The following is a 24,546-nucleotide window of genomic DNA, read 5'->3' as shown; positions in this document are numbered from 1 at the left end:
GGGGGGGGGGCGGCCCACCCCCCCCGCCCCCCCCCCCCCCCCCCCGCGCCCACCCCCGGCTCCCACATTAGATCTTCAGTGGATCAGGGATGAGTGATCAGGCCTCATCACCTTCGTCATCATCCCCGCCATCGACCTTCATCCCCAACTCCTTGATCTTGCGCGTCAGGGTGTTGCGGCCCCAGCCCAGCAGCACGGCGGCATCGCGGCGGCGGCCGGCGGTGTGTTTCAGGGCGGTTTCGATCATGATCCGCTCGAAGGCCGGCACGGCACTGTCCAGCAGGTTCGACTGGCCGCGAGCCAGGGCCTGGTCGGCCCATTGGCGCAGCGCCTGTTCCCAGTTGGTCACCGGCGCCGAGTCTTGTGGCAGGCTCAACAGCTCCGGCGGCAGGTCGCTGATGTGCACTTCGCGCCCGGAAGCCATCACCGTGATCCAGCGGCAGGTGTTCTCCAGCTGGCGCACGTTGCCTGGCCACGGCAGGTTCTTCAGGTATTCCTCGGTCTCGCTCTTGAGCAGCTTCGGCTCGACGGCCAGTTCCTGGGCGGCGCGGCTGAGGAAGTGGCGGGCGAGGGTCGGGATGTCTTCACGACGGTCCGACATCCGCGGAATATGGATGCGGATCACGTTGAGGCGGTGGAACAAGTCCTCACGGAATTTGCCCGCGTGCACCAGGGTTTCCAGGTTCTGGTGCGTCGCGGCGATGATACGCACGTCGACCTTGACCGGCGTGTGCCCGCCGACGCGGTAGAACTCACCGTCTGCCAATACACGCAGCAGGCGGGTCTGGGTGTCAGCTGGCATGTCGCCGATTTCGTCGAGGAACAACGTGCCGCCGTCGGCCTGTTCAAAGCGCCCGCGACGCAGGTTGGCTGCGCCGGTGAAGGCCCCTTTTTCATGGCCGAACAGCTCGGACTCCATCAGGTCCTTGGGGATCGCCGCCATGTTCAAGGCAATGAACGGCGACGCGGCCCGTGGGCTGTGACGGTGCAGGGCATGGGCCACCAGCTCTTTACCAGTACCCGACTCGCCGTTGATCAGCACGGTGATGTTGGAATGGCTCAAACGCCCGATGGCGCGAAACACTTCCTGCATCGCCGGCGCTTCGCCGATGATTTCCGGGGTGCGGGTCAGGGCGGGTGGCGCTTCCTGGTTCTGCTGTTCCTGGGCGTGCTGGTTGGCGCGCTTGACCAGCGCCACCGCCTCGTCCACATCGAACGGCTTGGGCAGGTATTCAAACGCACCGCCCTGATAGGACGCGACAGCGCTGTCCAGGTCCGAGTGCGCCGTCATGATGATCACTGGCAGGCGCGGGTGCTGCTCGCGGATCCGTGCCAGCAGGTCCAGGCCACTGGCGCCGGGCATGCGGATGTCGGAGATGATCACATCCGGCTGCTGGCGAGCCAGGCGACTCATCACCCCGTCGGCGCTGTCGAAGCTCTGGGTGGTCATGCCTTCCTGTTGCAAGGCTTTCTCGAGGACCCAGCGGATAGAACGGTCGTCATCGACGATCCAGACAGTTTCACTACGGCTCATGTCGATGGGGCTCCTTGTTCCAGAGGCAGAAAGATCGAGAAGGTGGTGTGGCCAGGATGGCTTTCACATTCGATCAGACCCTGGTGCTGGCTGATGATGTTCTGGGTGATGGCCAGGCCCAGCCCGGTACCGTCCGGACGGCCGCTGACCATGGGAAAGAAAATGGTTTCCTGCAGTTCCGCAGGAATGCCCGGGCCGTTGTCGATGATCTCGACCTTGGTCACCAGGCGATGGCGCACGTGGCCAATGGTGAATTGGCGCAGGGCACGGGTGCGCAGGCTGATGCGGCCCAGGCGCAGTTCGTTCTGGCTGCTGATGGCCTGCATGGCGTTGCGCACGATATTGAGCACCGCCTGGATCATCTGCTCGCGGTCGATCAAGACGTCGGGAATGCTCGGATCGTAGTCGCGCACCAAGGTGATGCAGCCCTGGCTTTCGGCTTCGACCAGTTGGCAGACACGCTCCAGCACCTCGTGCACGTTGGTCATCGCCAGCGACGGCAGTTTGTTGGAGCCGAGCATGCGGTCCACCAGGTTCCGCAAGCGGTCGGCCTCCTCGATGATGACGTTGGTGTAGTCCTTGAGGTTCTCGTCCGGCAGCTCACGGGCCAACAGCTGCGCCGCGCCGCGAATCCCGCCGAGGGGGTTCTTGATCTCGTGGGCCAGGCCGCGCACCAGCATCTTGCTGGTTTCCTGCTTGGACAACTGCGCTTCCTCCTTGGTAATGCGCAGCAGGCGATCGCGGGGGTGGACTTCGAGCAGCAGCAGGGTGGCGCCGTTGCTCAGGATCGGGGTCACGGCATAGTCGACGGTCAGCGTCTGGCCGGTCAGGGCCGTGAGCATTGCCTCGCGCTTGGTAAACGGGTGTGCCTGCTCCACCGCCTGGCGCAACGAGCTCAAGGCTTCGGCCGATTCGGTGAACAGCTCGCTGATGAACTGCCCATGGCTGCGCTGGCCGCTGATGGCCAGGAGCATCTCCGCCGCCGGGTTCATGTACTCAAGGCGCAGGTCGTCATTGAGCAGAATGGTCGCGGTGGTCAGGTTGTCGAGTAGCAAACGGTGCAGTGCATCGCTGATGGTCATCAGGACCTCTTTTGGAGCATGGCGCGGGCTTGAGGCACACGCTGATACAAGGAAAATGCAAAAACCAAACCAAGGCTCCGAAAAGAAGCGTTAAAGCCCTGAAATAGGGGTTTTAGGCGCGAAACTGTGGCGTTCTGCCAGCTTGATCGGGAAGAATCGAACCAAAATGGGCTGGACAGGTGGGAAGGGTGCAGCCTATCGCACCAATATAGTGCGGTTTTGTGAAGGTTGTTCAGGAAGTGAGGGGATGACTTGAAAGGTTGCGCGCATGGAGGCGCTGGCTTGTCTGCGCTATCGATGGTGAATGCACCGCCGCAATCGCAGGCAAGCCAGCTCCCACAGATTTGATGGGGTTGCAGCTTTTTAACCTTTGTTGATGCACAGCTCGGCGGTGGCGCGGATCATTGCCAGTTGGCGCAGCGGATCATTCAGTGGCTCGTGCACGGCTGAGGCGAGCCATTGCGGGCACTGCGCGTCGGTGCGCTGCGGGGTGAAGTCGGCGAGTTGCTGCAGCAGGCGTTTTTGCAGTTCATCCAGTTTCGGGCGGATCTGCTTGACCAGGTCCGGTCGCGGATCGTCCGGCGCCTTGCCCTGGAACTGCCAGTCAGACAGATGGGTGTACTGCACCAGTTTGTTCGCTTCGATCTGCGCCGAGAAAAACTGCTCGGCCGCGGCGGGCGCCAGCTTGTAGGTTGGCGCCTGGGCGATGACGCTGGCGATCACTTCTTGCTCGCGCTTCTTGTCTTCCACGGGCTTTTTGCTGTCCCACTTGCTCAGCGCGACCTGATCGGCAATCTCCAGGCGTTCGGCGATGCTGTTGAGCAAAGGCTCCAGGGTCGGTGGGGCGGCGAGTGCATTGGCGCTGATAAATAATAGGACAGAGGCAAGTCGAAGCTTCAAAGGCGATCTCCTGTGGGAGCGGGCTTGCCCGCGATGGCAGTGTCAGTCAATACAACAGGTACTGGATGCGGCGCAATCACGCGCGAGCCCGAGCCTGCATTTTTCATGATGTGCAGGCAAAAAAAAGACCTCCCGAAGGAGGTCTTTTTCATCACGCCGCGTTACGCAGCGCTACCGGATCAGCAGCTGTAGTACAGCTCGTATTCCAGTGGGTGTACGAAGGTGCGTACTTTGATTTCTTCTGCGCTTTTCAGCTCGATGTAGGCATCGATGAAGTCGTCGCTGAATACGCCGCCTTTGGTCAGGAACGCACGGCCTTTGTCCAGCTCTTCCAGGGCTTCTTTCAGGCTGCCGCACACTTGTGGGATCTCTTTGGCCTCTTCAGGCGGCAGGTCGTACAAGTTTTTGTCGGCGGCGTCGCCAGGGTGGATCTTGTTCTGGATACCGTCCAGGCCGGCCATTACCAGGGCAGCGAAGGCCAGGTACGGGTTGGCTGCTGGATCCGGGAAGCGTGCTTCGATACGGCGAGCGCGAGGGCTGGACACGTAAGGAATACGGATCGAGGCAGAACGGTTGCGAGCCGAGTAGGCCAGCATCACTGGTGCTTCGAAACCTGGGACCAGACGCTTGTAGGAGTTGGTCGAAGGGTTGGTGAAGCCGTTCAGGGCCTTACCGTGCTTGATGATGCCGCCGATGAAGTACAGGGCGGTGTCGGACAGGCCGGCATAACCTTCGCCAGCGAAGGTGTTCTTGCCTTCTTTGGCGATGGACAGGTGAACGTGCATACCCGAACCGTTATCGCCGTACAGTGGCTTAGGCATGAAGGTAGCGGTACGGCCGTAGGCCACGGCAGTGTTGTGTACGCAGTACTTCAGGGTCTGAACTTCGTCAGCCTTGGCAACCAGGGTGTTGAACTTCACACCGATTTCGTTCTGGCCGGCAGTGGCCACTTCGTGGTGGTGCACTTCGATGACCAGGCCCATGTCTTCCATGGCGTTGCACATGGAGGTACGGATTTCGTGGTCGTGGTCGAACGGTGGAACCGGGAAGTAGCCGCCTTTGATACCTGGACGGTGGCCATGGTTGCCGCCTTCCACGTCCTGGTCGGACATCCACGAACCTTGCTCGGAGTAGATCTTGAACATCGAGCCGGAGATGTCGGACTTGAACTTGACTTGGTCGAAGATGAAGAATTCTGGCTCTGGGCCTACGAATACGGTGTCACCGATACCGGTGGACTTCAGGTATTCCTCGGCACGCTTGGCGATCGCACGTGGGTCGCGGTCGTAGCCTTGCATGGTCGAAGGCTCGATCACGTCGCACACCAGGATCAGGGTGGCTTCTTCAGTGAACGGGTCCAGTACGGCAGTGCTGTCGTCCGGCATCAGGATCATGTCGGAAGCTTCGATGCCTTTCCAGCCGGCGATGGAGGAACCGTCGAACATTTTGCCTTCTTCGAAGAAAGCATCATCCAGCGCGTCGCGAGCCGGCATGGTCACGTGGTGCTGAGTGCCTTTTGTGTCCGTGAAGCGCAGATCAATCCATTTAACGTCATGATCTTTGATGAGTTGAACCGACTTCGACATGGTGTCCTCCGGGTGGCTTCGGGCTGGGGTAGTGGAGTTAGCCCTTAGAATGTGGGTGATGCCGGCGCGGATACTCCGCCATGGCAACCTGCCTCACAAGAGAGCAAATTGCATGCCAGTGCGCCAACATGGCCTTTTTGCTTCAAAATGGCCCCTATAAAGGTGCAATCCGCTGAAACGGAATAAATAACGCACTGCAATGTAGCGTTAATTTCTGTAAATGACCCGTTTTGGTGCGTGAAGCGGCTGATGCATATTAACTGGTTAAACCTTGAGCGATTTCCGCTATAATCCGCGCCCCCCTTTTTCGGCAGGCCCTGCGCGCGCTGTTTCCATGAAATTAATCGTTAAAGTCTTCCCCGAGATCACCATCAAGAGCCGACCGGTACGGACGCGTTTCATCCGTCAGTTGGCCAAGAACATCCGTGCCGTGCTCCGCGATCTGGACCCGGCTGTGGTGGTGAACGGCGTGTGGGACAACCTCGAGCTGGAAACCCGCGTAACCGACGCCAAAGCCTTGAAGGATATGACTGAGCGCCTGAGCTGCATGCCGGGCATCGCGCATTTCCTGCAGGTCGACGAGTACCCGCTGGGCGACTTCGACGACATCACCGAAAAGTGCAAGCAGCACTACGGCAGCGCGCTGGAAGGCAAGATTTTTTCGGTGCGCTGCAAGCGTGCCGGCAAGCACCCGTTCAGCTCCATGGATGTCGAAAAATACGTCGGCAGCAAGCTGCGTCGCGAGTGCGGCGCCGCCGGAATTTCCCTCAAGGCGCCGCAAATTGAAGTGCGCATGGAAATTCGCGACCAACGGTTGTTTGTGATCCACAGCCAGCACGACAGCATCGGCGGCTACCCGCTGGGCGCCCTGGAACAGACCCTGGTGCTGATGTCCGGCGGTTTCGATTCCACGGTGGCGGCCTACCAGATCATGCGCCGCGGCCTGATGAGCCACTTCTGCTTCTTTAACCTGGGCGGGCGTGCACACGAATTGGGCGTGATGGAAGTCGCGCACTTTATCTGGAAGAAGTACGGCAGCTCCCAGCGCGTGCTATTTGTGAGCGTACCGTTCGAGGAAGTGCTGGGCGAAATTCTCGGCAAAGTCGATAACAGTCATATGGGCGTAGTATTGAAGCGTATGATGTTGCGCGCTGCGTCCCGAATCGCCGATCAACTGCAGATCGACGCGCTGGTGACCGGTGAAGCGATCTCCCAGGTGTCCAGCCAGACGCTGCCGAACCTGTCGATCATCGATTGCGTCACCGAGAAGCTGGTCTTGCGCCCGCTGATCGCCAGCCACAAGCAGGACATCATCGACCTGGCAGAGCAGATCGGCACCGCCGACTTTGCCAAGCACATGCCCGAGTACTGCGGGGTCATCTCGGTGAACCCCAAGACCCACGCCAAGCGTCACCGCGTGGAGCATGAAGAAAAAGAATTCGACATGGCGATTCTGGAGCGTGCGCTCGAGAACGCCAAGCTGGTCCCGATCGATCGTGTCATCGATGAACTGGGCCAGGATGTGCAGATCGAAGAAGTCAGCGAAGCCCTGGCCGGCCAGATCGTCGTCGACATCCGTCACCCGGATGCCGCTGAAGATGAGCCGCTGGAGATCGCCGGCATCGACGTACAAACGCTGCCGTTCTATGCATTGAACGCGCGTTTCAAGGAACTGGATAACAGCCGTCAGTACCTGCTGTATTGCGACAAAGGCGTGATGAGTCGCCTGCATGCTCACCATTTGCTCAGTGAGGGGTATGCCAATGTGCGCGTTTATCGACCGAGCTAAGAGCCCGGGGCTGTTTGCCTGTGGCCTGCGTCACCGGCCCCCCGACTCTGCCGTCAAGCTGTAACGGCAAGGCCTGACTCTACTGTTAATCGCTGCCACGACCTGTCAGCACACCGAATCCTCTGATCGAGATACACAAGTGATCGAAAATCTACGTAACATCGCCATCATTGCTCACGTTGACCATGGTAAAACCACCCTGGTAGACAAACTCCTGCGTCAATCCGGCACCCTGGAGCGCAACGAGCTCAACGACGAGCGCGTGATGGACTCCAACGACCAGGAAAAAGAGCGCGGTATTACCATCCTGGCAAAAAACACCGCTATCAACTGGAACGGCTACCACATCAACATCGTGGATACCCCGGGCCACGCCGACTTCGGCGGCGAAGTAGAACGCGTAATGTCGATGGTTGACTCCGTTCTGCTGCTGGTTGACGCTCAAGACGGCCCTATGCCGCAAACCCGTTTCGTGACCAAGAAGGCATTCGAAGCCGGCCTGCGTCCGATCGTGTGCATCAACAAGGTTGACCGTCCAGGCGCGCGTCCGGACTGGGTTCTGGACCAGATCTTCGACCTGTTCGACAACCTGGGTGCCACCGAAGAACAGCTGGACTTCAAAGTCGTCTACGCCTCGGCCCTGAACGGTATTGCCGGTCTGGACCACACCGACATGGCTGAAGACATGACCCCGCTGTACCAGTCGATCGTCGACAACGTACCTGCGCCGGCTGTTGACCGTGACGGTCCGTTCCAGATGCAAATCTCCGCACTGGACTACAACAGCTTCCTGGGTGTTATCGGCGTTGGCCGTATCGCTCGTGGTCGCGTCAAGCCGAACACCCCGGTTGTCGCTATCGGCGCCGACGGCAAGAAGCGCAACGGTCGTATCCTGAAGCTGATGGGTCACCACGGTCTGCACCGCATCGACGTTGAAGAAGCGGCTGCTGGCGACATCGTGTGCATCAGCGGTATGGACTCGCTGTTCATCTCCGACACCCTGTGCCACCCGGACGCTGTCGAGGCGATGAAGCCTCTGACCGTTGACGAGCCAACCGTTTCCATGACCTTCCAGGTAAACGACTCGCCATTCTGCGGTAAAGAAGGCAAGTTCGTGACCTCCCGTAACATCAAGGAGCGTCTGGACAAAGAGCTGCTGTACAACGTTGCTCTGCGCGTTGAAGAAGGCGACTCGGCTGACAAGTTCAAGGTTTCCGGCCGTGGTGAGCTGCACCTCTCGGTACTGATCGAAACCATGCGTCGCGAAGGCTTCGAAATGGGCGTTGGTCGTCCTGAAGTGATCATCCGTCAGGTTGACGGCGTGAAGCAGGAACCGTTCGAAAACGTGACCATCGACACCCCTGAAGAATCCCAGGGCAAGGTCATGGAAGAGATGGGCCTGCGTAAGGGCGACCTGACCAACATGGTGCCGGATGGCAAAGGCCGTGTACGTCTGGAATACAACATCCCTGCTCGTGGTCTGATCGGTTTCCGTAACCAGTTCCTGACCCTGACCAACGGTGCTGGCATCCTGACCTCGATCTTCGATCGCTACGACACCATGAAGTCCGGCGACATGTCCGGCCGTCAGAACGGTGTTCTGGTATCGGTTGAAACCGGCAAGGCACTGACCTACTCCCTGGAAACCCTGCAGGCGCGTGGCAAGCTGTTCGTTGAACACGGTCAAGAGATCTACAACGGCCAGATCGTTGGTCTGAACAGCCGTGACAACGACATGGGCGTCAACCCAACCAAAGGCAAGAAGCTCGACAACATGCGTGCTTCGGGTAAAGACGAAACCATCGCCCTGGTTCCACCTGTTCGCTTCACCCTGGAACAGGCCCTGGAATTCATCCAGGACGACGAGCTGTGCGAAGTGACGCCGAAGTCGATCCGCCTGCGTAAGAAGATCCTGGACGAAGGCGAGCGTACCCGCGCTGCCAAGAAAGCCAAGAACTGAGTTAACTCAGGCTGAATGAAAAACGCCCCCGGTCGAAAGGCCGGGGGCGTTTTTTTATGCCTGCTTCTTGGGGGGGGGCGGCGGCTTGTTGTGGTGAGCGGGCTTGCCCCGCGTTGGGCTGCGAAGCGGCCCCTCCAGGAATCGGTGCGTTGTTTCAGGCAAACCGAGGTGTTTGGGTTTGGGGCCGCTGCGCAGCCCAACGCGGGGCAAGCCCGCTCGCCACAACAGGCTCGTTCATCACAACAAGCCCGTCCACCACAACAGGCTCGTTCATCACAGCGAGCCCGCTCATCAGAGCAGGCCCGCCTGCCAAAGGGGTGGGTTTTGGATCAGAACTTGTCGAGGGTCTTGAACTTGGTTTCGCGCACCACTTCCTTCGGCTTGTACGCGCAATACCCTGGGCGCGGGCCGATCTTGGGGTGGTTGCGGCAGGTGTCCGGGCGCTTGTCATAAATAGTGCAGAAACGCGTCTTACGATCCAGGTACAGGCAATCGTTGTTGCTCATGCGCTGCAGGGTGAATATTTCCGACTTGGAATTGAAGCGCTCGACGATGCCTTCCTTCTGCAAACGCTTGGCGATGTTCTTCGGCGGGTCGCCGCGCTCGAACTCATCGACGATGCCAATGCGGATCAGGTCCTTGATCTTCACCTCGACCGGCAGCGTGCAGCAGCTGGACACGCAGCCACCGCACATGTGGGCGGAATATTTCTGCCAGGTCTCGAGACGGTCGAGTTCCGCGGCGGCGATCAGTTGAGGCTTCATCAGGGTTCCAAGGTGGGGCGATATCCGGGCGCGCGATCATACCGGGATTGGTGATTTTTTGAACAATATTTTGCAGATTTCATCTCCAACGGTGCGCCAGGGGAAAGCAGGCACGGCCCCTGCATCTAATTCCCGCAAAGGTGAATGAGTTAAAAAACTGCCGAACCAGAGCGTCTACCGTCTGTCAGACCGTCTAGGCTCTAGCAACTCCTTCTATCTCGCCCGAGGTCGCATTTGATGTCTCAGGAACCACTTGCACGAGAAGCAGAGGTAGCCGCATTTCGCGATGCCGTCTTGACCAAACTCACCTACGCGGTGGGCAAGGACCCGGATCACGCCTTCGACCATGACTGGTTCGAAGCCATTGCCCTGGCCGCCCGCGACCAGATGGTCGACCACTGGATGGACCACACGCGGCGGATCTACCGCAAGGGCCAGAAGCGGGTGTATTACCTCTCGCTGGAATTCCTTATCGGCCGCTTGCTCTACGACAGCCTGAGCAACCTTGGCGTGCTGGAAATTGCGCGCGAAGCCCTGTCCGAGCTGGGCGTGGACCTGGAGCGCATCCGCCTGCTGGAGCCCGACGCGGCGCTCGGCAACGGCGGTCTGGGCCGTCTCGCGGCCTGCTTCATGGAAAGCATGTCGACCCTGGGCATTGCCGGCCATGGCTATGGCATCCGCTATGAACACGGCTTGTTCCGCCAGGCGATTGTCGATGGCTGGCAGCAGGAGCAAACCGAACGCTGGCTGGATTTCGGCAACCCGTGGGAATTCGAGCGTGCCGAAGTGATTTACCCGATCGGCTTTGGCGGCAGCGTCGAAACCCTGGCGGACGCTTCCGGCAAGATGATCCAGGTGTGGTCGCCCAACGAAACCGTGCGCGCCGTTGCCTACGACACCCCGGTGGTCGGCTGGCGCGGCGCCAGTGTGAATACCCTGCGGTTGTGGCGTGCGCGGGCGGTGGAAGACCTGCACCTGGAGCGCTTCAACGCCGGTGACCACCTGGGTGCGGTGGCCGAAGTGGCCCGCGCCGAAAGCATCTCGCGCGTGCTTTACCCGGCCGACAGCACCGAAGCGGGGCAGGAATTGCGCCTGCGCCAGGAATATTTCTTCGTCTCGGCTTCGCTGCAGGACCTGCTGCGCCGCCACAAGAACATGCACGGCTCGGTGCTGAGCCTGGGCGAGCACGCGGCGATCCAGCTCAACGACACCCACCCGTCCATCGCCGTCGCCGAGTTGATGCGCCAGTTGGTCGACCTGCACGACATTCCATGGGAAGCCGCCTGGGATGTCACCGTCGAAACCTTGTCGTACACCAACCACACGCTGCTGCCCGAAGCGCTGGAAACCTGGCCGGTCGGCCTGATGGAACGCATGCTGCCGCGGCACATGCAGATCATCTACCTGATCAACGCCCAGCACATCGACTCGCTGCGCGCCAAAGGCATCCACGACTTTGACGTGCTGCGCGCGGTGTCGCTGATCGAAGAAGACAACGGCCGCCGCGTGCGCATGGGTAACCTCGCGTTTCTCGGCTCCCACAGTGTCAACGGCGTGTCCGGCCTGCACACCCAGTTGATGCGCAGCACGGTGTTCTCCGAATTGCACAAGCTCTACCCGGAGCGCATCAACAACAAAACCAACGGCATCACCTTCCGCCGCTGGCTGTACCAGGCCAACCCCAAGCTCACCTCGATGCTGGTGGAGGCGCTGGGCCCGGACATTCTCGACAAGCCCGAAGAGCGCCTGGTGGAGCTGGAGCCCTTTGCCGATAAGCAGACCTTTCGCAAGGCGTTTGCCGAGCAGCGGCTGCACAGCAAGCGGGCCTTGGCCGACATCATTCATGAGCGGTTGGGAATCGCGATCAACCCGGCGGCGATGTTCGACGTGCAGGTCAAGCGCATCCACGAGTACAAGCGCCAACTGCTGAACCTGTTGCACACCGTGGCGCTGTACCAGGCGATCCGTGCCGAACCTGGCACCGACTGGGTGCCGCGCGTGAAGATCTTCGCGGGCAAGGCGGCGGCCAGTTATCACCAGGCCAAGTTGATCATCAAGCTGACCAACGACATTGCGCGCACCGTGAACAATGACCCGACCGTGCGCGGTTTGCTCAAGGTGGTGTTCCTGCCCAACTACAACGTCAGCCTGGCGGAAAGCATCATCCCGGCGGCGGACTTGTCGGAGCAGATTTCCACCGCCGGCTTTGAAGCCTCGGGCACCAGTAACATGAAGTTTGGCCTCAACGGCGCGCTGACCATCGGCACCATGGACGGCGCCAACGTGGAAATGCACGAGCGCGTGGGCGCCGAGCACATGTTTATCTTCGGCCTCAGCGCGCAGCAGGTGGAAGCCCGCAAGCACGCCGGTGAGTTCAACGCCGGGCCGGAGATTGCCGCATCGCATCGGCTCAACGATGTACTGCAGGCGATTCGCGGTGGGGTGTTCTCGCCGGATGACCCGGGCCGTTATGTCGGCCTGATCGACGGGCTGGTCGACTACGACCGCTTCCTGGTGTGTGCCGACTTCGATTCCTACTGGGACGCCCAGGCGCGGGTCGAAGCGCATTGGCACGACTCCAAGGCATGGTGGCGTTCGGCAGTGCTGAATACGGCGCGGATGGGTTGGTTCAGCTCGGACCGGACCATCAGGGAGTACGCGACCGAGATCTGGAAAGCCCTCGACTAAACATCGCTGACCTGAACATGTGTGCGGGTTTATGTGGGCGCTGGCTCGCCTGCGATAGCATCACCTCGGTGTGACTGATACGCCGACGTGTCTGCATCGCGGGCAAGCCCGGCGCCCACATAAGCGTGCTTCCACATGGGGTCTGCGTCGATATACTAGGCGCCAGTTCGCCCGCCTCGGGCTGCTTAGGGATATCGACCATGCAATGGATTTTCACGCTGATTGGCCTGGTGCTCGGCTGGACGCTCGATGAGTCGTTCTCCGATGCCGGTTTCGGTGCGCTGTTGGGGTTGGGCGTGGGACAGGCGATTCGCCTGGCGAAGCTCTCGGCCCAGGCGGATCAGCAGGCACGTCAGTTGGAAACCACGCAGAAAGCGCTGATCGCGCTGGGTGAGCGCCTGCGGCAATTGGAAGTGCCCACGCCGGCCAGCCCTGTGAGTGTCGCACCGCTTATCCCTGAGCCGACGCCTGTCACCCAGGCTCCAGAGCTTGTGTGGGAGTTGCCAGCAGAAGCAGAAATACCCCCCGTCGTTGCGGCTGTCGAAGCCAGCCAACCGCTGCCGGATGACGTGTGGACTCCCGCGCCCACGCCGCGCGCCCAGGAACCTGCAATCCCCCGCGGCCCCAACCTGATCGAACGCGCGATCAGCGGCGCACGCAATTGGCTGTTTGGCGGCAATACCGTGCTGCGTGTCGGCGTGGTGCTGTTGTTTCTCGGCCTGGCGTTCCTGCTGCGCTACGCCACCGAAGGCATGGTGGTGCCGATCGAACTGCGTTACGCCGGCGTTGCCGCTGCCGCATTGGGCCTGCTGGGCCTGGGCTGGTGGCTGCGGCTGCGCAACAGCAACTACGGACTGATGCTGCAGGGGACCGGGATTGCGGTGCTGTACCTGACGGTGTTTGCCGCGATGCGCCTGCACCCCTTGATCGACCCGAGCGCGGCGCTGGGGCTGCTGGTGGCGGTCACGGTGTTCTCGGCGATCCTGGCGATTACCCAGGATGCGCTGGGGCTGGCCTGTGCGGCGGCGCTGGGCGGCTTTGCGGCGCCGATCCTCACCTCAACCGGTGCCGGCAACCATGTGGCGCTGTTCAGTTATTTCGCCCTGCTCAACGCCGGCATCCTTGCCATTGCGTGGTTCAAGGCCTGGCGCCTGCTCAACCTGATCGGTTTTGTCGGCACCTTTGGCATCGGCTTCGCCTGGGGCATGCGCTCCTACACGCCCGAATTGCTGTGGAGCACCGAGCCGTTCCTGATCCTGTTTTTCCTGATGTACCTGGCCATCGGCCTGTTGTTCGCCCGGCGCACATTGCTGGAAATGCGTGACGCGCCCGACGATGACAGCCGGGCCGCACTGCTGCGTTGGTCGCTGGCCAAGGGGCACTATGTCGACGGCAGTATGCTGTTTGGCCCGCCGCTGGTGGGGTTCGGCCTGCAGTTCGCACTGGTGCAGCACCTGGAGTTTGCTGCTGCGTTCAGCGCGTTGGGCCTGGGGATCATCTACATGGGCCTGGCTCGCCTGTTGGGTGGCGGGCGCGCGTTGCTGCTGGCGGAAACCTGCCTGGCGCTGGGGGTGATCTTTGCCAGCCTGGCCATTCCGTTGGGTCTCGATGCGCGCTGGACTGCCGCCGCCTGGGCGGTCGAAGGCGCCGGGATCTTCTGGCTCGGCTTGCGTCAGGAGCGGCCATTGGCGCGTGCCTTCGGCTTGTTGCTGCAAGTGGGTTCGGCGTTGGCATTCCTCAGTGAACTGCGCATCGGCGAGCACACCTTGCTCGACGGCGCCCCGCTGGGGGCGCTGCTGCTCGGCGCGGCGTTGCTGTTCAGCTTCGACCAGTTGCGCAAGGCCTCGGCGCAGCAGGCTGCAGCGTGGGAGCGCAAGGGCCTGCCCGTGCTGGCGAGCCTGGGCCTGGGCTTTTTGTACCTGCTTGCACCGTTCTTTTGGCTGACCCAAGGCACCGCGATCAGTTGGGCAATCGCCGGTCTGGTAACGTTGTTCGTCGGCCTGCGCATTGGCTCGCGCACCTTTCTGTTCACGGCATTCGCGGTGCAGTTGCTCGGCGGTGCTGTGTTCCTGCTGCGCTTGCAAGGCGGTGACGGCGCGGCGGTCTTCAATGCGGGCTGGAGTGGTTTGCTGACCGCCTCGCTGATCGGCCTGGCCCTGATCGGGGGTATGTTGCTGGCGGCCCGCGATGACAGCGTGCGCGGCGACGTGCGCTTGCTGCGTGGGCTGTCGGTGGTGCTGCTGGCCGGCTTGGTGCTGATCAACCTCGCGGTGCTGTTCGTGTTGCCGTGGGAAAGCGCCAGCGCGGTGTGGGCGGCCAGTGGCGTGTTGATCATCTGGCTGAGCCTGCACTTGCAGCAGCGCGTCAGTTTCGTCTTTGGCTTGCTGTTGCAGGTGATCGGAGGCAGCGCGTTCCTGCTGGCAGTGCCGCAACTGCTGGGGCCGTTGACCAGCGAGGGTTTGCGGCCGCTGGCCCACAGCGGGTTCTGGACACCGATGGTGCTGGGCCTGGCTGCCCTGGTCGGCGCCTGGCGTTTGCAGCGTGAGCCGCATGCGCCGGTGTTCGCTGTGCTGAAGCTGCAGCGTCTGTCCGACCTGCTGTTGGTGTGGGGCACGGCCTGGTGGACGCTGGCGTTGGTCGGTGAAGTGCTGCGGTTTCTTCCTGACGAGCTGCAGGGCCCGGCCTTGCTCGGCATCGCGGCGCTGAGCGTGGCGATCTGGGCGCTGCTGGCGACGCGGCTGCACTGGGCGTCGCTCGGTGTGCTATGCGCCTTGCTGATGCCGGCGGCGGGCGTGGTGCTGCTGGTCTCGGCGCACAACTACTATCACCCGGCGGCGCACTACGGCTGGCTGGCTTGGCTGGCGGTGTTCGTGGTGCACTTCATCGCGTTGCGGCGTCTGGCGGCGAGTGTGCCGGCCAGGGTGCTGAGCGTGGCCCATGTGCTGGGCTGCTGGATGCTGATCGGCGTGCTGGCGCTGGAGCTGCGTTACGGCCTGTTGCGGCTCTCGAGTGAATACAACGCCTGGCGCTGGCTGGGCTGGGCGATGCTGCCCAGCTTGTATCTGGTGCTGGCCGCCGCGCCGCGCACCTGGCCATGGCCAGTGGCGGCGTACCCGCGTGAGTACCGCGTGCTGGCCGCCTTGCCGCTGGCAGTGCTGATGCTCGGCTGGTTCTGGCTGGCGAACAGCTTCAGTGACGGCACGGCGAACCCTTTGCCCTATGTGCCGCTGCTCAACCCGTTGGACCTGGGCCTGCTGTTTGCGCTGCTGGGTGTGTACCTGTGGTCGCGCAGCGTGGCGCCGCAACGTGGGCCACGTGCCGAGTTGATCGCCCAGGGTGTCGCGGGCGTTTCGCTGTTTGCCTTCTTCACCGCGTTGGTGATGCGCACGGCCCACCATTGGGGCGGCGTGCCGTTCCATCTGGATGCGTTGCTGGCGTCGATGCTGGTTCAGGCCGGCCTGTCGATCGTCTGGACCCTCATCGCCCTCGGGTTGATGATCGGTGGTCACCTGCGCCATCGTCGCGAAGTGTGGTTGATCGGGGCGGTGTTGATTGCGGTAGTGGTCGCCAAACTGTTCTTTGTCGAACTGAGCAACCGCGGCGGCCTGGCGCGGATCGTGTCGTTCATCGGCGTGGGCGGGCTGTTGCTGGTGGTGGGCTACTTTGCGCCGCTGCCGCCCAAGCGTGCCGAACCTGTATTGGAAACTGAAGGAGCAGCCTCTTGATCGGTAAGTTGAGCGTAATTGCGGTGGGCTTGTGTACGACGTTGGCCGTGTGGGCGCAGGAAACCCCGGCCGATTTCACCACCCAGGTACCGCTGGCGGTGAGTGGCAACGGCCCTTGGTATCGCCTGGAGTTGCCGCTCGCCGTGCAGTTGGCCGCGCGCCAGGCTGACCTGAGCGATGTGCGCGTGTTCAACGCCGCCGGCGAGCCGCAAGCCTATGCGCTGTCGCGCCAGACCTCCGAACGCACCGAAAGCCGCAACGTCACTGACGTGAAGTGGTTCCCGCTGTACGCCTCCGATACCCATGACGCTTCGCCTGGCGTGACGATGAAAGCCACCACGGCGGGCACGCTGGTGGAAATCAAACCCTCGAGCGGCGCGAAGCCCGGCAAGCAGGTATTGCGCGGCTGGGTGCTGGATGCCAGCGCGATCAAGGCGCCATTGCAGCAGTTGAGCCTCGACTGGAGCCGCGAGCACGAGGGCTTCCAGCGTTTCAGCATCGAAGCCAGCGATGACTTGCAGCACTGGGAATCCTGGGGCGATGGACAGGTGGCGCGCTTGTCGTTTGCCGATGAGCGAGTCGAGCAGCATGACGTCAGCTTGCCAGGGCAGTCGGCACGCTACCTGCGCCTGATGTGGCAAGGCCAGGCGGCGCCGCGCCTGACCTCGGCCAAGCTGGTGAGTGCATCGAGCAGCAGTCTGCCGCTGCCGTTGGTGTGGTCGCAGCCGTTGGCGGGGTCGCGGCTCAAGGCGGGGGAGTACAGTTGGCAGTTGCCGGTGGGGCTGAATGTCGAGCGCTTGCGGGTTGAATTGAAGCAGCCCAACACCTTGGCGCCGGTGACCTTGGCAGGGCGGCGGGACAGCCAGCAGGCCTGGCAACCGTTGAGCAATGGCTTGCTGTACCGCCTGACCCAGAACGGCCAGGACGTGGTGCAGGATGAGCTGCGTTTGCCTGGCCAGGTGGTCAACCAGTTGAAATTGCAGGTGGACGAGCGCGGCGGTGGCCTGGGCGTTGAAGCACCGGCCCTGCGTTTTGCCGTGCGCGCCACGCAGTTGGTGTTCCTGGCGCGGGGTGAGCCGCCGTTCACGCTGGCGTTGGGCAATGGCTCGGTGAAGGCGGCGAACCTGCCGCTGTCGACGCTGATTCCCGATTACAGCGCCGCGCGCGTCAAGGCGCTGGGCCAGGCCACGTTGTCGACGGAGGTGGTGGTCAAATCGCCGGCCGTGGTGGCGCCGACCGAGGCCGGCACCGACTGGAAGAAGCTCGGCCTGTGGGCCGTACTCCTGCTGGGTGTGGCGGCGCTGGGAGGCATGGCCTACAGTTTGCTGCGCAAGCCGCCGGTGGCACGTTAAATAAAGTCCATGAACTCTATTGGGTTTAAATCCTCTGATAGGAGGAAATACGCCCCGACTCGCGTTAAACTGCGCGGGTTTTTAGCCCCCCCATTCTCCGGAGCCTTCCATGTCCCGCGTTACCTTGAGTCGCTATTTGATTGAGCAGACCCGCAGCAACAACACGCCTGCCGATCTGCGCTTCCTTATCGAAGTGGTGGCGCGTGCTTGCAAGGAAATCAGCCACGCCGTCTCCAAAGGCGCACTGGGTGGTGTCCTGGGCAGCATGGGCACTGAAAACGTGCAGGGCGAAGTACAGAAGAAGCTCGACGTACTCTCCAACGAGATCCTGCTCGAAGCCAACGAATGGGGCGGTCACCTGGCCGGCATGGCGTCCGAAGAAATGGACAATGCCTACCAGATTCCGGGCAAATACCCGAAAGGCGCCTACCTGTTGGTATTCGACCCGCTGGACGGTTCGTCGAACATCGACATCAACGCGCCGGTCGGCACCATTTTCTCGGTACTGCGTTGCCCGAACGAATACCTGAGCCAGAACGAAGCCCTGAACGAAAAGGCCTTCCTGCAGCCAGGCACCGAGCAGGTCGCTGCCGGCTACGCGATCTACGGCCCGCAGACCATGCTGGTGCTGACCCTGGGCGACGGCGTCAAGGGCTTCACCCTGGACCGTGAAATGGGCAGCTTCGTACTGACCCACGAAGACATCTCGATCCCTGCCTCGACCCAGGAATTCGCGATCAACATGTCCAACCAGCGTCACTGGGAAGCCCCGGTACAGCGCTACGTCAACGAACTGATGGAGGGCGAGGAAGGCCCGTTGAAGAAGAACTTCAACATGCGCTGGGTGGCTGCGATGGTCGCTGACGTACACCGCATCCTGACCCGTGGTGGCTTGTTCATGTACCCACGCGACAGCCGCGAGCCGTCCAAGCCAGGCAAGCTGCGCCTGATGTACGAAGCCAACCCGATGTCGTTCCTGGTAGAGCAGGCGGGCGGTGCGTCCACCGACGGCCACCAGCGCATCCTCGACATCCAGCCTGAAGGCCTGCACCAGCGTGTGGCGGTGTTCCTGGGTTCCAAGGAAGAAGTTGAGCGCGTGACGGCCTATCACAAGGCATAACCCACGGCGATAGTTTATCGGCCGTGTTGTGAGCCGGTTCACCGTTAAAGAAGCCCCGAAACGTTTCAGCGTTTTCGGGGCTTTTTTGTTTTCGTTCGTCGGGAACCAGACACCTCTTTTCCCTTCTAAGCTTCTGGCAGATACCGAAGCTGCTTCGTCCCTCCAGGAGTTTTTCCATGTCGTTACGCCGTCTCGCTTTGCTGGCTTTTTGCGTGCTGTTGGCCGCTTGCAGCAAGGTCAACCAGGAAAATTACGCAAAGTTGTCGGCTGGCATGGCCAAGGCCGAGGTGGAGTCGCTGCTGGGTAAGCCGACCGATTGTTCTGGCGCACTGGGCATGTCCAGCTGCACGTGGGGCGATAAAAACAGCTTTATCAGCGTTCAATATGCCGGTGACAAAGTTCTGATGTTTTCCGGGCAAGGCCTGAAGTAAACCGGGGCGAGAGCCTGCGGGAGAAGAAGAATGATGCGTTTTGTTTTGTGCCTTTGTGCCAGCCTGTTTTTGGCGGGCTGCGCCAGTCATTCTGGCGATGATCTGCAACCCAAGACCGCGAGCAACGTCAATCTCAAGCGTTACCAGGGCACCTGGTATGAGTTGGCCCGATTGCCGATGTACTTCCAGCGCAACTGCGCGCAGTCCGAAGCCCGCTACACACTGCTGCCCGATGGCGATATGTCGGTGTTCAACCGCTGCCTGACCAGCGAGTGGAAGTGGGAAGAAGCCAAAGGCACGGCCACGCCGCAAGTGCCGGGCAAGACCGACAAGCTCTGGGTTGAATTCAATAACTGGTTTACCGCGCTGCTGCCCGGCGTCGCCAAGGGCGACTACTGGGTGCTGTACGTCAGCGATGACTACAAGACCGCCATCGTAGGCAGCCCGAGCCGGCGCTACATGTGGATCCTGTCGCGCACGCCGACGGTGAATGCCGACACCCGCGAAGACCTGCTCAGCAGGGCGCGGCAACAGGGGTATGACACCACACGCTTGATCTGGCGTACGTCGGACAAGCAGATGGCCAAGACCTCGCAGTAACTGAGGGAACCCTCAATCCAATAGGGGAGCTGGCTTGCCAGCTCCCCTGTTTTTTTGTGTCGCCCGTCAGCCGAGCAAATCCCTCAAGACTTGCGTGAATGCCCGGCTGCTTTCTTCCTCGCCTGCATGGCGCCCATCCCGTACTACCCATTTACCGTTGACCAGCACATCGCGCACTTGCCGATCACCACCGGCGAACAGCCAGCGATTCAGGATCCCGTCTTCACTCGCCGTGGCCAGGTACGGATCATTGCCGTCCAGCACGATCCAATCCGCACGCTTACCCACTTCCAGTCGACCAATCGGCTGCCCCAGCGCCTGTGCGCCACCGTCCAGCGCGGCATCGAACAGTGTGCGGCCGACCATCGGCTGATCGCTGCGATACAAGCGATTGCGCCGCTGGTCGCGCAGGCGCTGGCCGTATTCCAGCCAGCGCAATTCTTCGACCACGCTCAGTGAGACGTGGCTGTCGGAGCCGATCCCAATGCGGCCGCCCTGTGCCAGAAAGTCCACGGCCGGGAAGATCCCGTCGCCCAGGTTGGCTTCGGTGGTCAGGCACAAACCGGCAATCGCGCGGCTCTTGGCCATGCGGGCCACTTCGTCGGTATCCGCGTGAGTGGCGTGCACCAGGCACCAGCGCTCATCCACCTCGACATTGTCATACAGCCATTGCAGCGGGCGTTTGCCGCTCCAGGCCAGGCAATCGTCGACTTCCTTTTGCTGCTCGGCAATGTGGATATGCACCGGGCAAGCTTTGTCGCTGGCGGCCAGCACGTCGTTGATTTGTTGCGGGGTCACCGCGCGCAGGGAGTGAAAGCACAACCCCAGCTGCTGCGCCGGTTGCGCGGCGAGAATCGGTTTCAGGCGCGCTTGCAGGTCCAGGTAGTTTTCCGTGCTGTTGATAAACCGGCGCTGGCCTTCATTGGGTGCCTGGCCGCCAAATCCCGAGTGGGTGTAGAGCACCGGCACCAATGTCAGCCCGATGCCACTGCTGGCGGCCGCGTGGCTGATCTGCCGCGACAGCTCCGTGCGGTCAGCATAGGGCTGGCCACTGACGTCATGGTGCACGTAGTGGAACTCAGCCACCGAGGTATAGCCGGCCTTGAGCATCTCGATGTACAGCTGCCGGGCGATGACCTGCAATTGCTCCGGGCTGACCTTGCCAACCATGCGGTACATCAGGTCGCGCCAGGTCCAGAAGCTGTCATTCGGGTTGCCGGCGACTTCCGCCAGCCCCGCCATGGCGCGCTGGAACGCGTGGGAGTGCAGGTTCGGCATGCCCGCCAATACCGGGCCCCTGAGCCGTTCGGCGCCGTCTGCACTGGCGTTGGGCTCAACGTGGGTCAGCAGGCCATCGGCGCTGACTTCAAAGCGTACATCGTTGGCCCATCCATTAGGCAGCAGTGCGCGTTCGGCAAAGAAAGCGGACATGATCATGTCACCCCGGTCGTGTGTTTATTTGTATATACATATACAGACGTTTGCCTGCTCGGTAAACTCCGGCAATCTATGCATCTTTTCCTCTTGCAAGGATTCCCTGTGCCGACTCCGCCCGCCAAGTCTTCACTGGCTGCCCACATGGACGAAAGTCCGGCGCCCTTGTACGCCCGCGTCAAACAGATGATCAGCCAGCAGATCCTCAACGGCAACTGGCCGCCCCATTACCGCGTGCCGTCGGAGAGCGAGCTGGTCAGCCAGCTGGGCTTCAGCCGCATGACCATCAACCGCGCCCTGCGCGAGCTCACCGCCGAAGGTTTGCTGGTGCGCATGCAAGGTGTCGGCACGTTCGTCGCCGAACCCAAGAGCCAGTCGGCACTGTTCGAGGTGCACAACATCGCCGATGAAATCGCCTCCCGTGGGCATCGGCATACTTGCCAGGTCATTCACCTTGGTGAGGAAGCAGCCGGCTCCGAACGCGCCGTAGCGCTGGAAATGCGCGAAGGCGGACGGGTGTTTCATTCGCTGATCGTGCACTTTGAAAACGACATTCCGGTGCAAATCGAAGACCGTTTCGTCAACGCCCTGGTCGCGCCGGAGTACCTGCAGCAGGACTTCACCCAGCAAACCCCCTACGCCTATCTGAACCAGGTCGCACCGCTGACCGAAGGCGAGCACGTGGTCGAGGCGATTCTCGCCGACGCCGCCGAGTGCAAGTTGCTGCAGATCGAGCCGAGCGAGCCCTGCCTGTTGATTCGCCGACGCACCTGGTCGGGTCGCCAGCCGGTGACCGCCGCGCGTTTGATCCACCCCGGTTCCCGTCATAGCCTGGAAGGACGTTTCAGTAAATGAGTGCAGTGAAAGTCTGGCGCGCCGCCGATTACGTGCGCATGCCGTGGAAAAACGGCGGTGGCAGCACCAAAGAAATCACCCGTGACGCCGGTACCGGCCTGGATGGCTTTGGCTGGCGCCTGTCGATTGCCGATATCGCCGAGTCGGGTGGGTTTTCCACCTTTGCCGGTTATCAGCGCGTGATCACCGTGATCAAGGGCGCCGGCATGGTGCTCACCGTGGATGGCGAGGAACAGCTCGGCCTGTTGCCGCTGCAACCCTTTGCGTTCAAGGGCGACAGCCAAGTGTCGTGCCGCTTGATCACGGGGCCGATCCGCGATTTCAACCTGATCTACTCGCCCCAGCGCTACCACGCACGCTTGCAGTGGATTGACGGCGTGCAGCGCTTTTTCAGCACGGCGCACACGGTGCTGGTGTTCAGCGTGGCGGATGAAGTGAAGGTGCTGGACCACGTGCTTGGCCATCACGACTGCCTGCAAGTGGACGGTAACACTGGCCTGCTGGATATCTCGGTCAGCGGCCGCAGTTGCATCATCGAACTGACTCAACACGATTAAAAAGCGGTGGGAGCAGGCTTGCCTGCGATAGCGGTGTATCAGCATGGGGTGTGCTGATCGACACACTGCTATCGCGGGCAAGCCTGCTCCCACAGTTGTTTTGTGGTGAGCAGAAAACTGTTTCCAGCCTGCGCACCAATTTGTTACCGAATGCCCCAGCGTGGCGCAAAACCACGCGTTGGTGACGAACCCCTCCCGTAGCGAAACTCCTTCGTAAGAAATTTCATCAAGCCTCGAAGCCTTATTTTCCAAGGCTCGCACACGCTTTCGAAAAAAATCCAAACGACTCGCCGAAAAAGTTGGCCGCTTGATTGCATATGCTTGTATGTACAAGTAAAGATGTGTGCGTAAGACTCTCCTTCGCACCATCCCTGTTCGCGCATCATGCCGAGGAGTCCAGCCGTGACCGATTTTTCTAAAGCCAGGCCTACAAAATACCGTGACGTCGAAATCCGCGCGGCCCGCGGTAACAAGCTCACCGCCAAAAGCTGGCTGACTGAAGCGCCGCTGCGCATGTTGATGAACAACCTCGACCCGCAAGTGGCCGAGAACCCGAAGGAGCTGGTGGTGTACGGCGGTATTGGCCGTGCGGCGCGCAATTGGGAGTGCTACGACCAGATCGTCGAGAGCCTCACTCACCTGAACGACGACGAAACCCTGCTGGTGCAATCCGGCAAGCCGGTCGGCGTGTTCAAGACCCACAGCAACGCCCCGCGCGTGCTGATCGCCAACTCCAACCTGGTGCCGCACTGGGCGAGCTGGGAACACTTCAACGAACTGGATGCCAAGGGCCTGGCCATGTACGGCCAGATGACCGCCGGCAGCTGGATCTACATCGGTAGCCAAGGCATCGTGCAGGGCACCTACGAAACCTTCGTCGAAGCCGGCCGCCAGCACTACGATTCCAACCTCAAGGGCCGCTGGGTCCTCACCGCCGGCCTCGGTGGCATGGGCGGCGCCCAGCCGTTGGCCGCGACCCTGGCGGGTGCATGCTCGCTGAACATCGAGTGCCAGCAGGTCAGTATCGACTTCCGCCTGAACAGCCGTTATGTCGACGAACAAGCCACCGACCTCGACGACGCCCTGGCGCGTATCGCCAAGTACACCAAGGAAGGCAAGGCCATCTCCATTGCCCTGCTGGGTAACGCGGCGGAAATCCTGCCGGAACTGGTCAAGCGCGGCGTACGCCCGGACATGGTCACCGACCAGACCAGCGCCCACGACCCGCTCAACGGCTACCTGCCGGCCGGCTGGAGCTGGGACGAATACCGCGCCCGCGCCAAGACTGAGCCAGCCGCCGTGATCAAGGCCGCCAAACAGTCGATGGCCGTGCACGTCAAGGCGATGCTGGAATTCCAGAAGCAAGGCATCCCGACCTTCGACTACGGCAACAACATCCGCCAGATGGCCCAGGAAGAAGGCGTCGAGAACGCGTTCGACTTCCCAGGCTTTGTGCCGGCGTACATCCGCCCGCTGTTCTGCCGTGGCATCGGCCCGTTCCGTTGGGCAGCACTGTCCGGCGACCCGCAAGACATCTACAAGACCGACGCCAAAGTCAAAGAGCTGATCCCGGACGACGCGCACCTGCACAACTGGCTGGACATGGCCCGCGAGCGCATCAGCTTCCAGGGTCTGCCGGCGCGTATCTGCTGGGTTGGCCTGGGCCAGCGCGCCAAGCTCGGCCTGGCGTTCAACGAAATGGTACGCAGCGGTGAGCTGTCGGCACCTATCGTGATCGGCCGCGACCACCTCGACTCCGGCTCGGTCGCAAGCCCGAACCGCGAAACCGAAGCCATGCAGGACGGTTCCGACGCCGTGTCCGACTGGCCGCTGCTCAACGCCCTGCTCAACACCGCGAGCGGCGCGACCTGGGTCTCGCTGCACCACGGCGGCGGCGTGGGCATGGGCTTCTCGCAGCACTCCGGCATGGTGATCGTCTGCGACGGTACCGACGAAGCGGCCGAGCGCATCGCGCGCGTGCTGCACAACGACCCGGCCACCGGTGTGATGCGTCACGCGGATGCCGGCTACCAGATCGCGATCGACTGCGCCAAGGAGCAGGGGCTCAACCTCCCGATGATCAAATAACCCCTGTGGGGGGGGGGGTGGGGGGGGGGGGGGGGGGGGGGGGGGTTGGGGGGGGGGGGGGGGGGGGGGGCCGCGGCCCCC

Annotated in this window: 17 protein-coding genes; 11 read left to right on the top strand and 6 right to left on the bottom strand. The window is 61.7% G+C overall.

What is annotated here, in order from left to right:
• Positions 1 to 97: 97 nt before the first annotated feature.
• From ntrC to glnA, 4 genes are all read right to left on the bottom strand, one after another.
• A complete protein-coding gene (ntrC, locus tag NTD80_RS19395; protein WP_008435682.1) occupies positions 98 to 1,534 on the bottom strand; it encodes a nitrogen regulation protein NR(I) in 1,437 nt (478 codons plus the stop codon).
• Positions 1,531 to 2,616 carry a nitrogen regulation protein NR(II) gene (gene glnL / locus NTD80_RS19390; RefSeq protein WP_016979130.1) on the bottom strand — a complete coding sequence of 362 codons (1,086 nt, stop codon included), beginning with the start codon at positions 2,614 to 2,616 and terminating at the stop codon, positions 1,531 to 1,533. The genes ntrC and glnL overlap by 4 nt, the downstream gene beginning before the upstream one ends.
• 363 nt (positions 2,617 to 2,979) lie before the next feature.
• Positions 2,980 to 3,516, bottom strand: coding sequence for a chorismate mutase (locus tag NTD80_RS19385; protein ID WP_065899821.1), 537 nt, complete (start codon positions 3,514 to 3,516; stop codon positions 2,980 to 2,982).
• A 179-nt stretch (positions 3,517 to 3,695) separates the two neighbouring features.
• Entirely contained in the window at positions 3,696 to 5,102 is a 1,407-nt protein-coding gene (gene glnA, locus NTD80_RS19380; protein ID WP_065899824.1) for a type I glutamate--ammonia ligase, read from the bottom strand.
• A 334-nt stretch (positions 5,103 to 5,436) separates the two neighbouring features.
• Here glnA and thiI point away from each other — a divergent pair, with 334 nt between their 5' ends.
• Both thiI and typA read left to right on the top strand, forming a co-directional pair.
• Positions 5,437 to 6,891, top strand: coding sequence for a tRNA uracil 4-sulfurtransferase ThiI (gene thiI / locus NTD80_RS19375; protein WP_106805397.1), 1,455 nt, complete (start codon positions 5,437 to 5,439; stop codon positions 6,889 to 6,891).
• Between the two features lie 139 nt (positions 6,892 to 7,030).
• A complete protein-coding gene (gene typA / locus NTD80_RS19370) occupies positions 7,031 to 8,851 on the top strand; it encodes a translational GTPase TypA (protein ID WP_058423717.1) in 1,821 nt (606 codons plus the stop codon).
• A 329-nt stretch (positions 8,852 to 9,180) separates the two neighbouring features.
• Here typA and NTD80_RS19365 read toward each other — a convergent pair whose 3' ends face one another.
• Positions 9,181 to 9,615 (bottom strand): YkgJ family cysteine cluster protein, encoded by a 435-nt coding sequence (locus tag NTD80_RS19365; RefSeq protein ID WP_017529542.1) that lies wholly within the window; start codon positions 9,613 to 9,615, stop codon positions 9,181 to 9,183.
• Positions 9,616 to 9,852: 237 nt separating this feature from the next.
• Here NTD80_RS19365 and NTD80_RS19360 point away from each other — a divergent pair, with 237 nt between their 5' ends.
• The 6 genes from NTD80_RS19360 (at position 9,853) to NTD80_RS19335 (ending at position 19,531) form a co-directional block, all read left to right on the top strand.
• Positions 9,853 to 12,303: a glycogen/starch/alpha-glucan phosphorylase gene (locus tag NTD80_RS19360; protein WP_106805396.1), complete on the top strand. Its 2,451-nt coding sequence runs from the start codon at positions 9,853 to 9,855 to the stop codon at positions 12,301 to 12,303.
• A 200-nt stretch (positions 12,304 to 12,503) separates the two neighbouring features.
• The gene (locus NTD80_RS19355; protein ID WP_262134599.1) at positions 12,504 to 16,028 is read left to right on the top strand and encodes a DUF2339 domain-containing protein; all 3,525 of its coding nucleotides are present in this window, start codon (positions 12,504 to 12,506) and stop codon (positions 16,026 to 16,028) included.
• The gene (locus tag NTD80_RS19350; RefSeq protein WP_262134602.1) at positions 16,028 to 17,380 is read left to right on the top strand and encodes a DUF3999 domain-containing protein; all 1,353 of its coding nucleotides are present in this window, start codon (positions 16,028 to 16,030) and stop codon (positions 17,378 to 17,380) included. Before NTD80_RS19355 ends, NTD80_RS19350 begins: the two co-directional genes overlap by 1 nt.
• A 109-nt stretch (positions 17,381 to 17,489) precedes the next feature.
• Positions 17,490 to 18,500, top strand: a complete 1,011-nt coding sequence (locus NTD80_RS19345) for a class 1 fructose-bisphosphatase (protein ID WP_065899834.1) — start codon at positions 17,490 to 17,492, stop codon at positions 18,498 to 18,500.
• Between the two features lie 176 nt (positions 18,501 to 18,676).
• Positions 18,677 to 18,931, top strand: a complete 255-nt coding sequence (locus NTD80_RS19340) for a hypothetical protein (RefSeq protein WP_017849914.1) — start codon at positions 18,677 to 18,679, stop codon at positions 18,929 to 18,931.
• Positions 18,932 to 18,961: 30 nt separating this feature from the next.
• Entirely contained in the window at positions 18,962 to 19,531 is a 570-nt protein-coding gene (locus tag NTD80_RS19335) for a lipocalin family protein (protein ID WP_106805393.1), read from the top strand.
• 66 nt (positions 19,532 to 19,597) lie between these two features.
• Here the strand turns inward: NTD80_RS19335 and NTD80_RS19330 are convergent, their stop codons facing one another.
• The gene (locus NTD80_RS19330) at positions 19,598 to 20,962 is read right to left on the bottom strand and encodes a formimidoylglutamate deiminase (RefSeq protein WP_262134598.1); all 1,365 of its coding nucleotides are present in this window, start codon (positions 20,960 to 20,962) and stop codon (positions 19,598 to 19,600) included.
• Positions 20,963 to 21,109: 147 nt separating this feature from the next.
• Between NTD80_RS19330 and hutC the strand changes: the two genes are divergently transcribed.
• The 3 genes from hutC to hutU all read left to right on the top strand — a co-directional run bounded on the left by hutC (position 21,110) and on the right by hutU (position 24,465).
• A complete protein-coding gene (hutC, locus tag NTD80_RS19325; protein ID WP_017738808.1) occupies positions 21,110 to 21,820 on the top strand; it encodes a histidine utilization repressor in 711 nt (236 codons plus the stop codon).
• Positions 21,817 to 22,377: a HutD family protein gene (locus tag NTD80_RS19320; protein ID WP_262134597.1), complete on the top strand. Its 561-nt coding sequence runs from the start codon at positions 21,817 to 21,819 to the stop codon at positions 22,375 to 22,377. Before hutC ends, NTD80_RS19320 begins: the two co-directional genes overlap by 4 nt.
• Before the next feature lie 402 nt (positions 22,378 to 22,779).
• Entirely contained in the window at positions 22,780 to 24,465 is a 1,686-nt protein-coding gene (hutU, locus tag NTD80_RS19315) for a urocanate hydratase (RefSeq protein WP_226940009.1), read from the top strand.
• The last annotated feature ends 81 nt before the right edge of the window (positions 24,466 to 24,546 follow it).

Source organism: Pseudomonas sp. 13B_2.1_Bac1 (assembly GCF_025466155.1).
Lineage (GTDB): Bacteria > Pseudomonadota > Gammaproteobacteria > Pseudomonadales > Pseudomonadaceae > Aquipseudomonas > Aquipseudomonas aylmerensis.
Note: the sequence above shows the minus strand (reverse complement) of the source record. Positions and strands in the feature narration are given on the sequence as shown.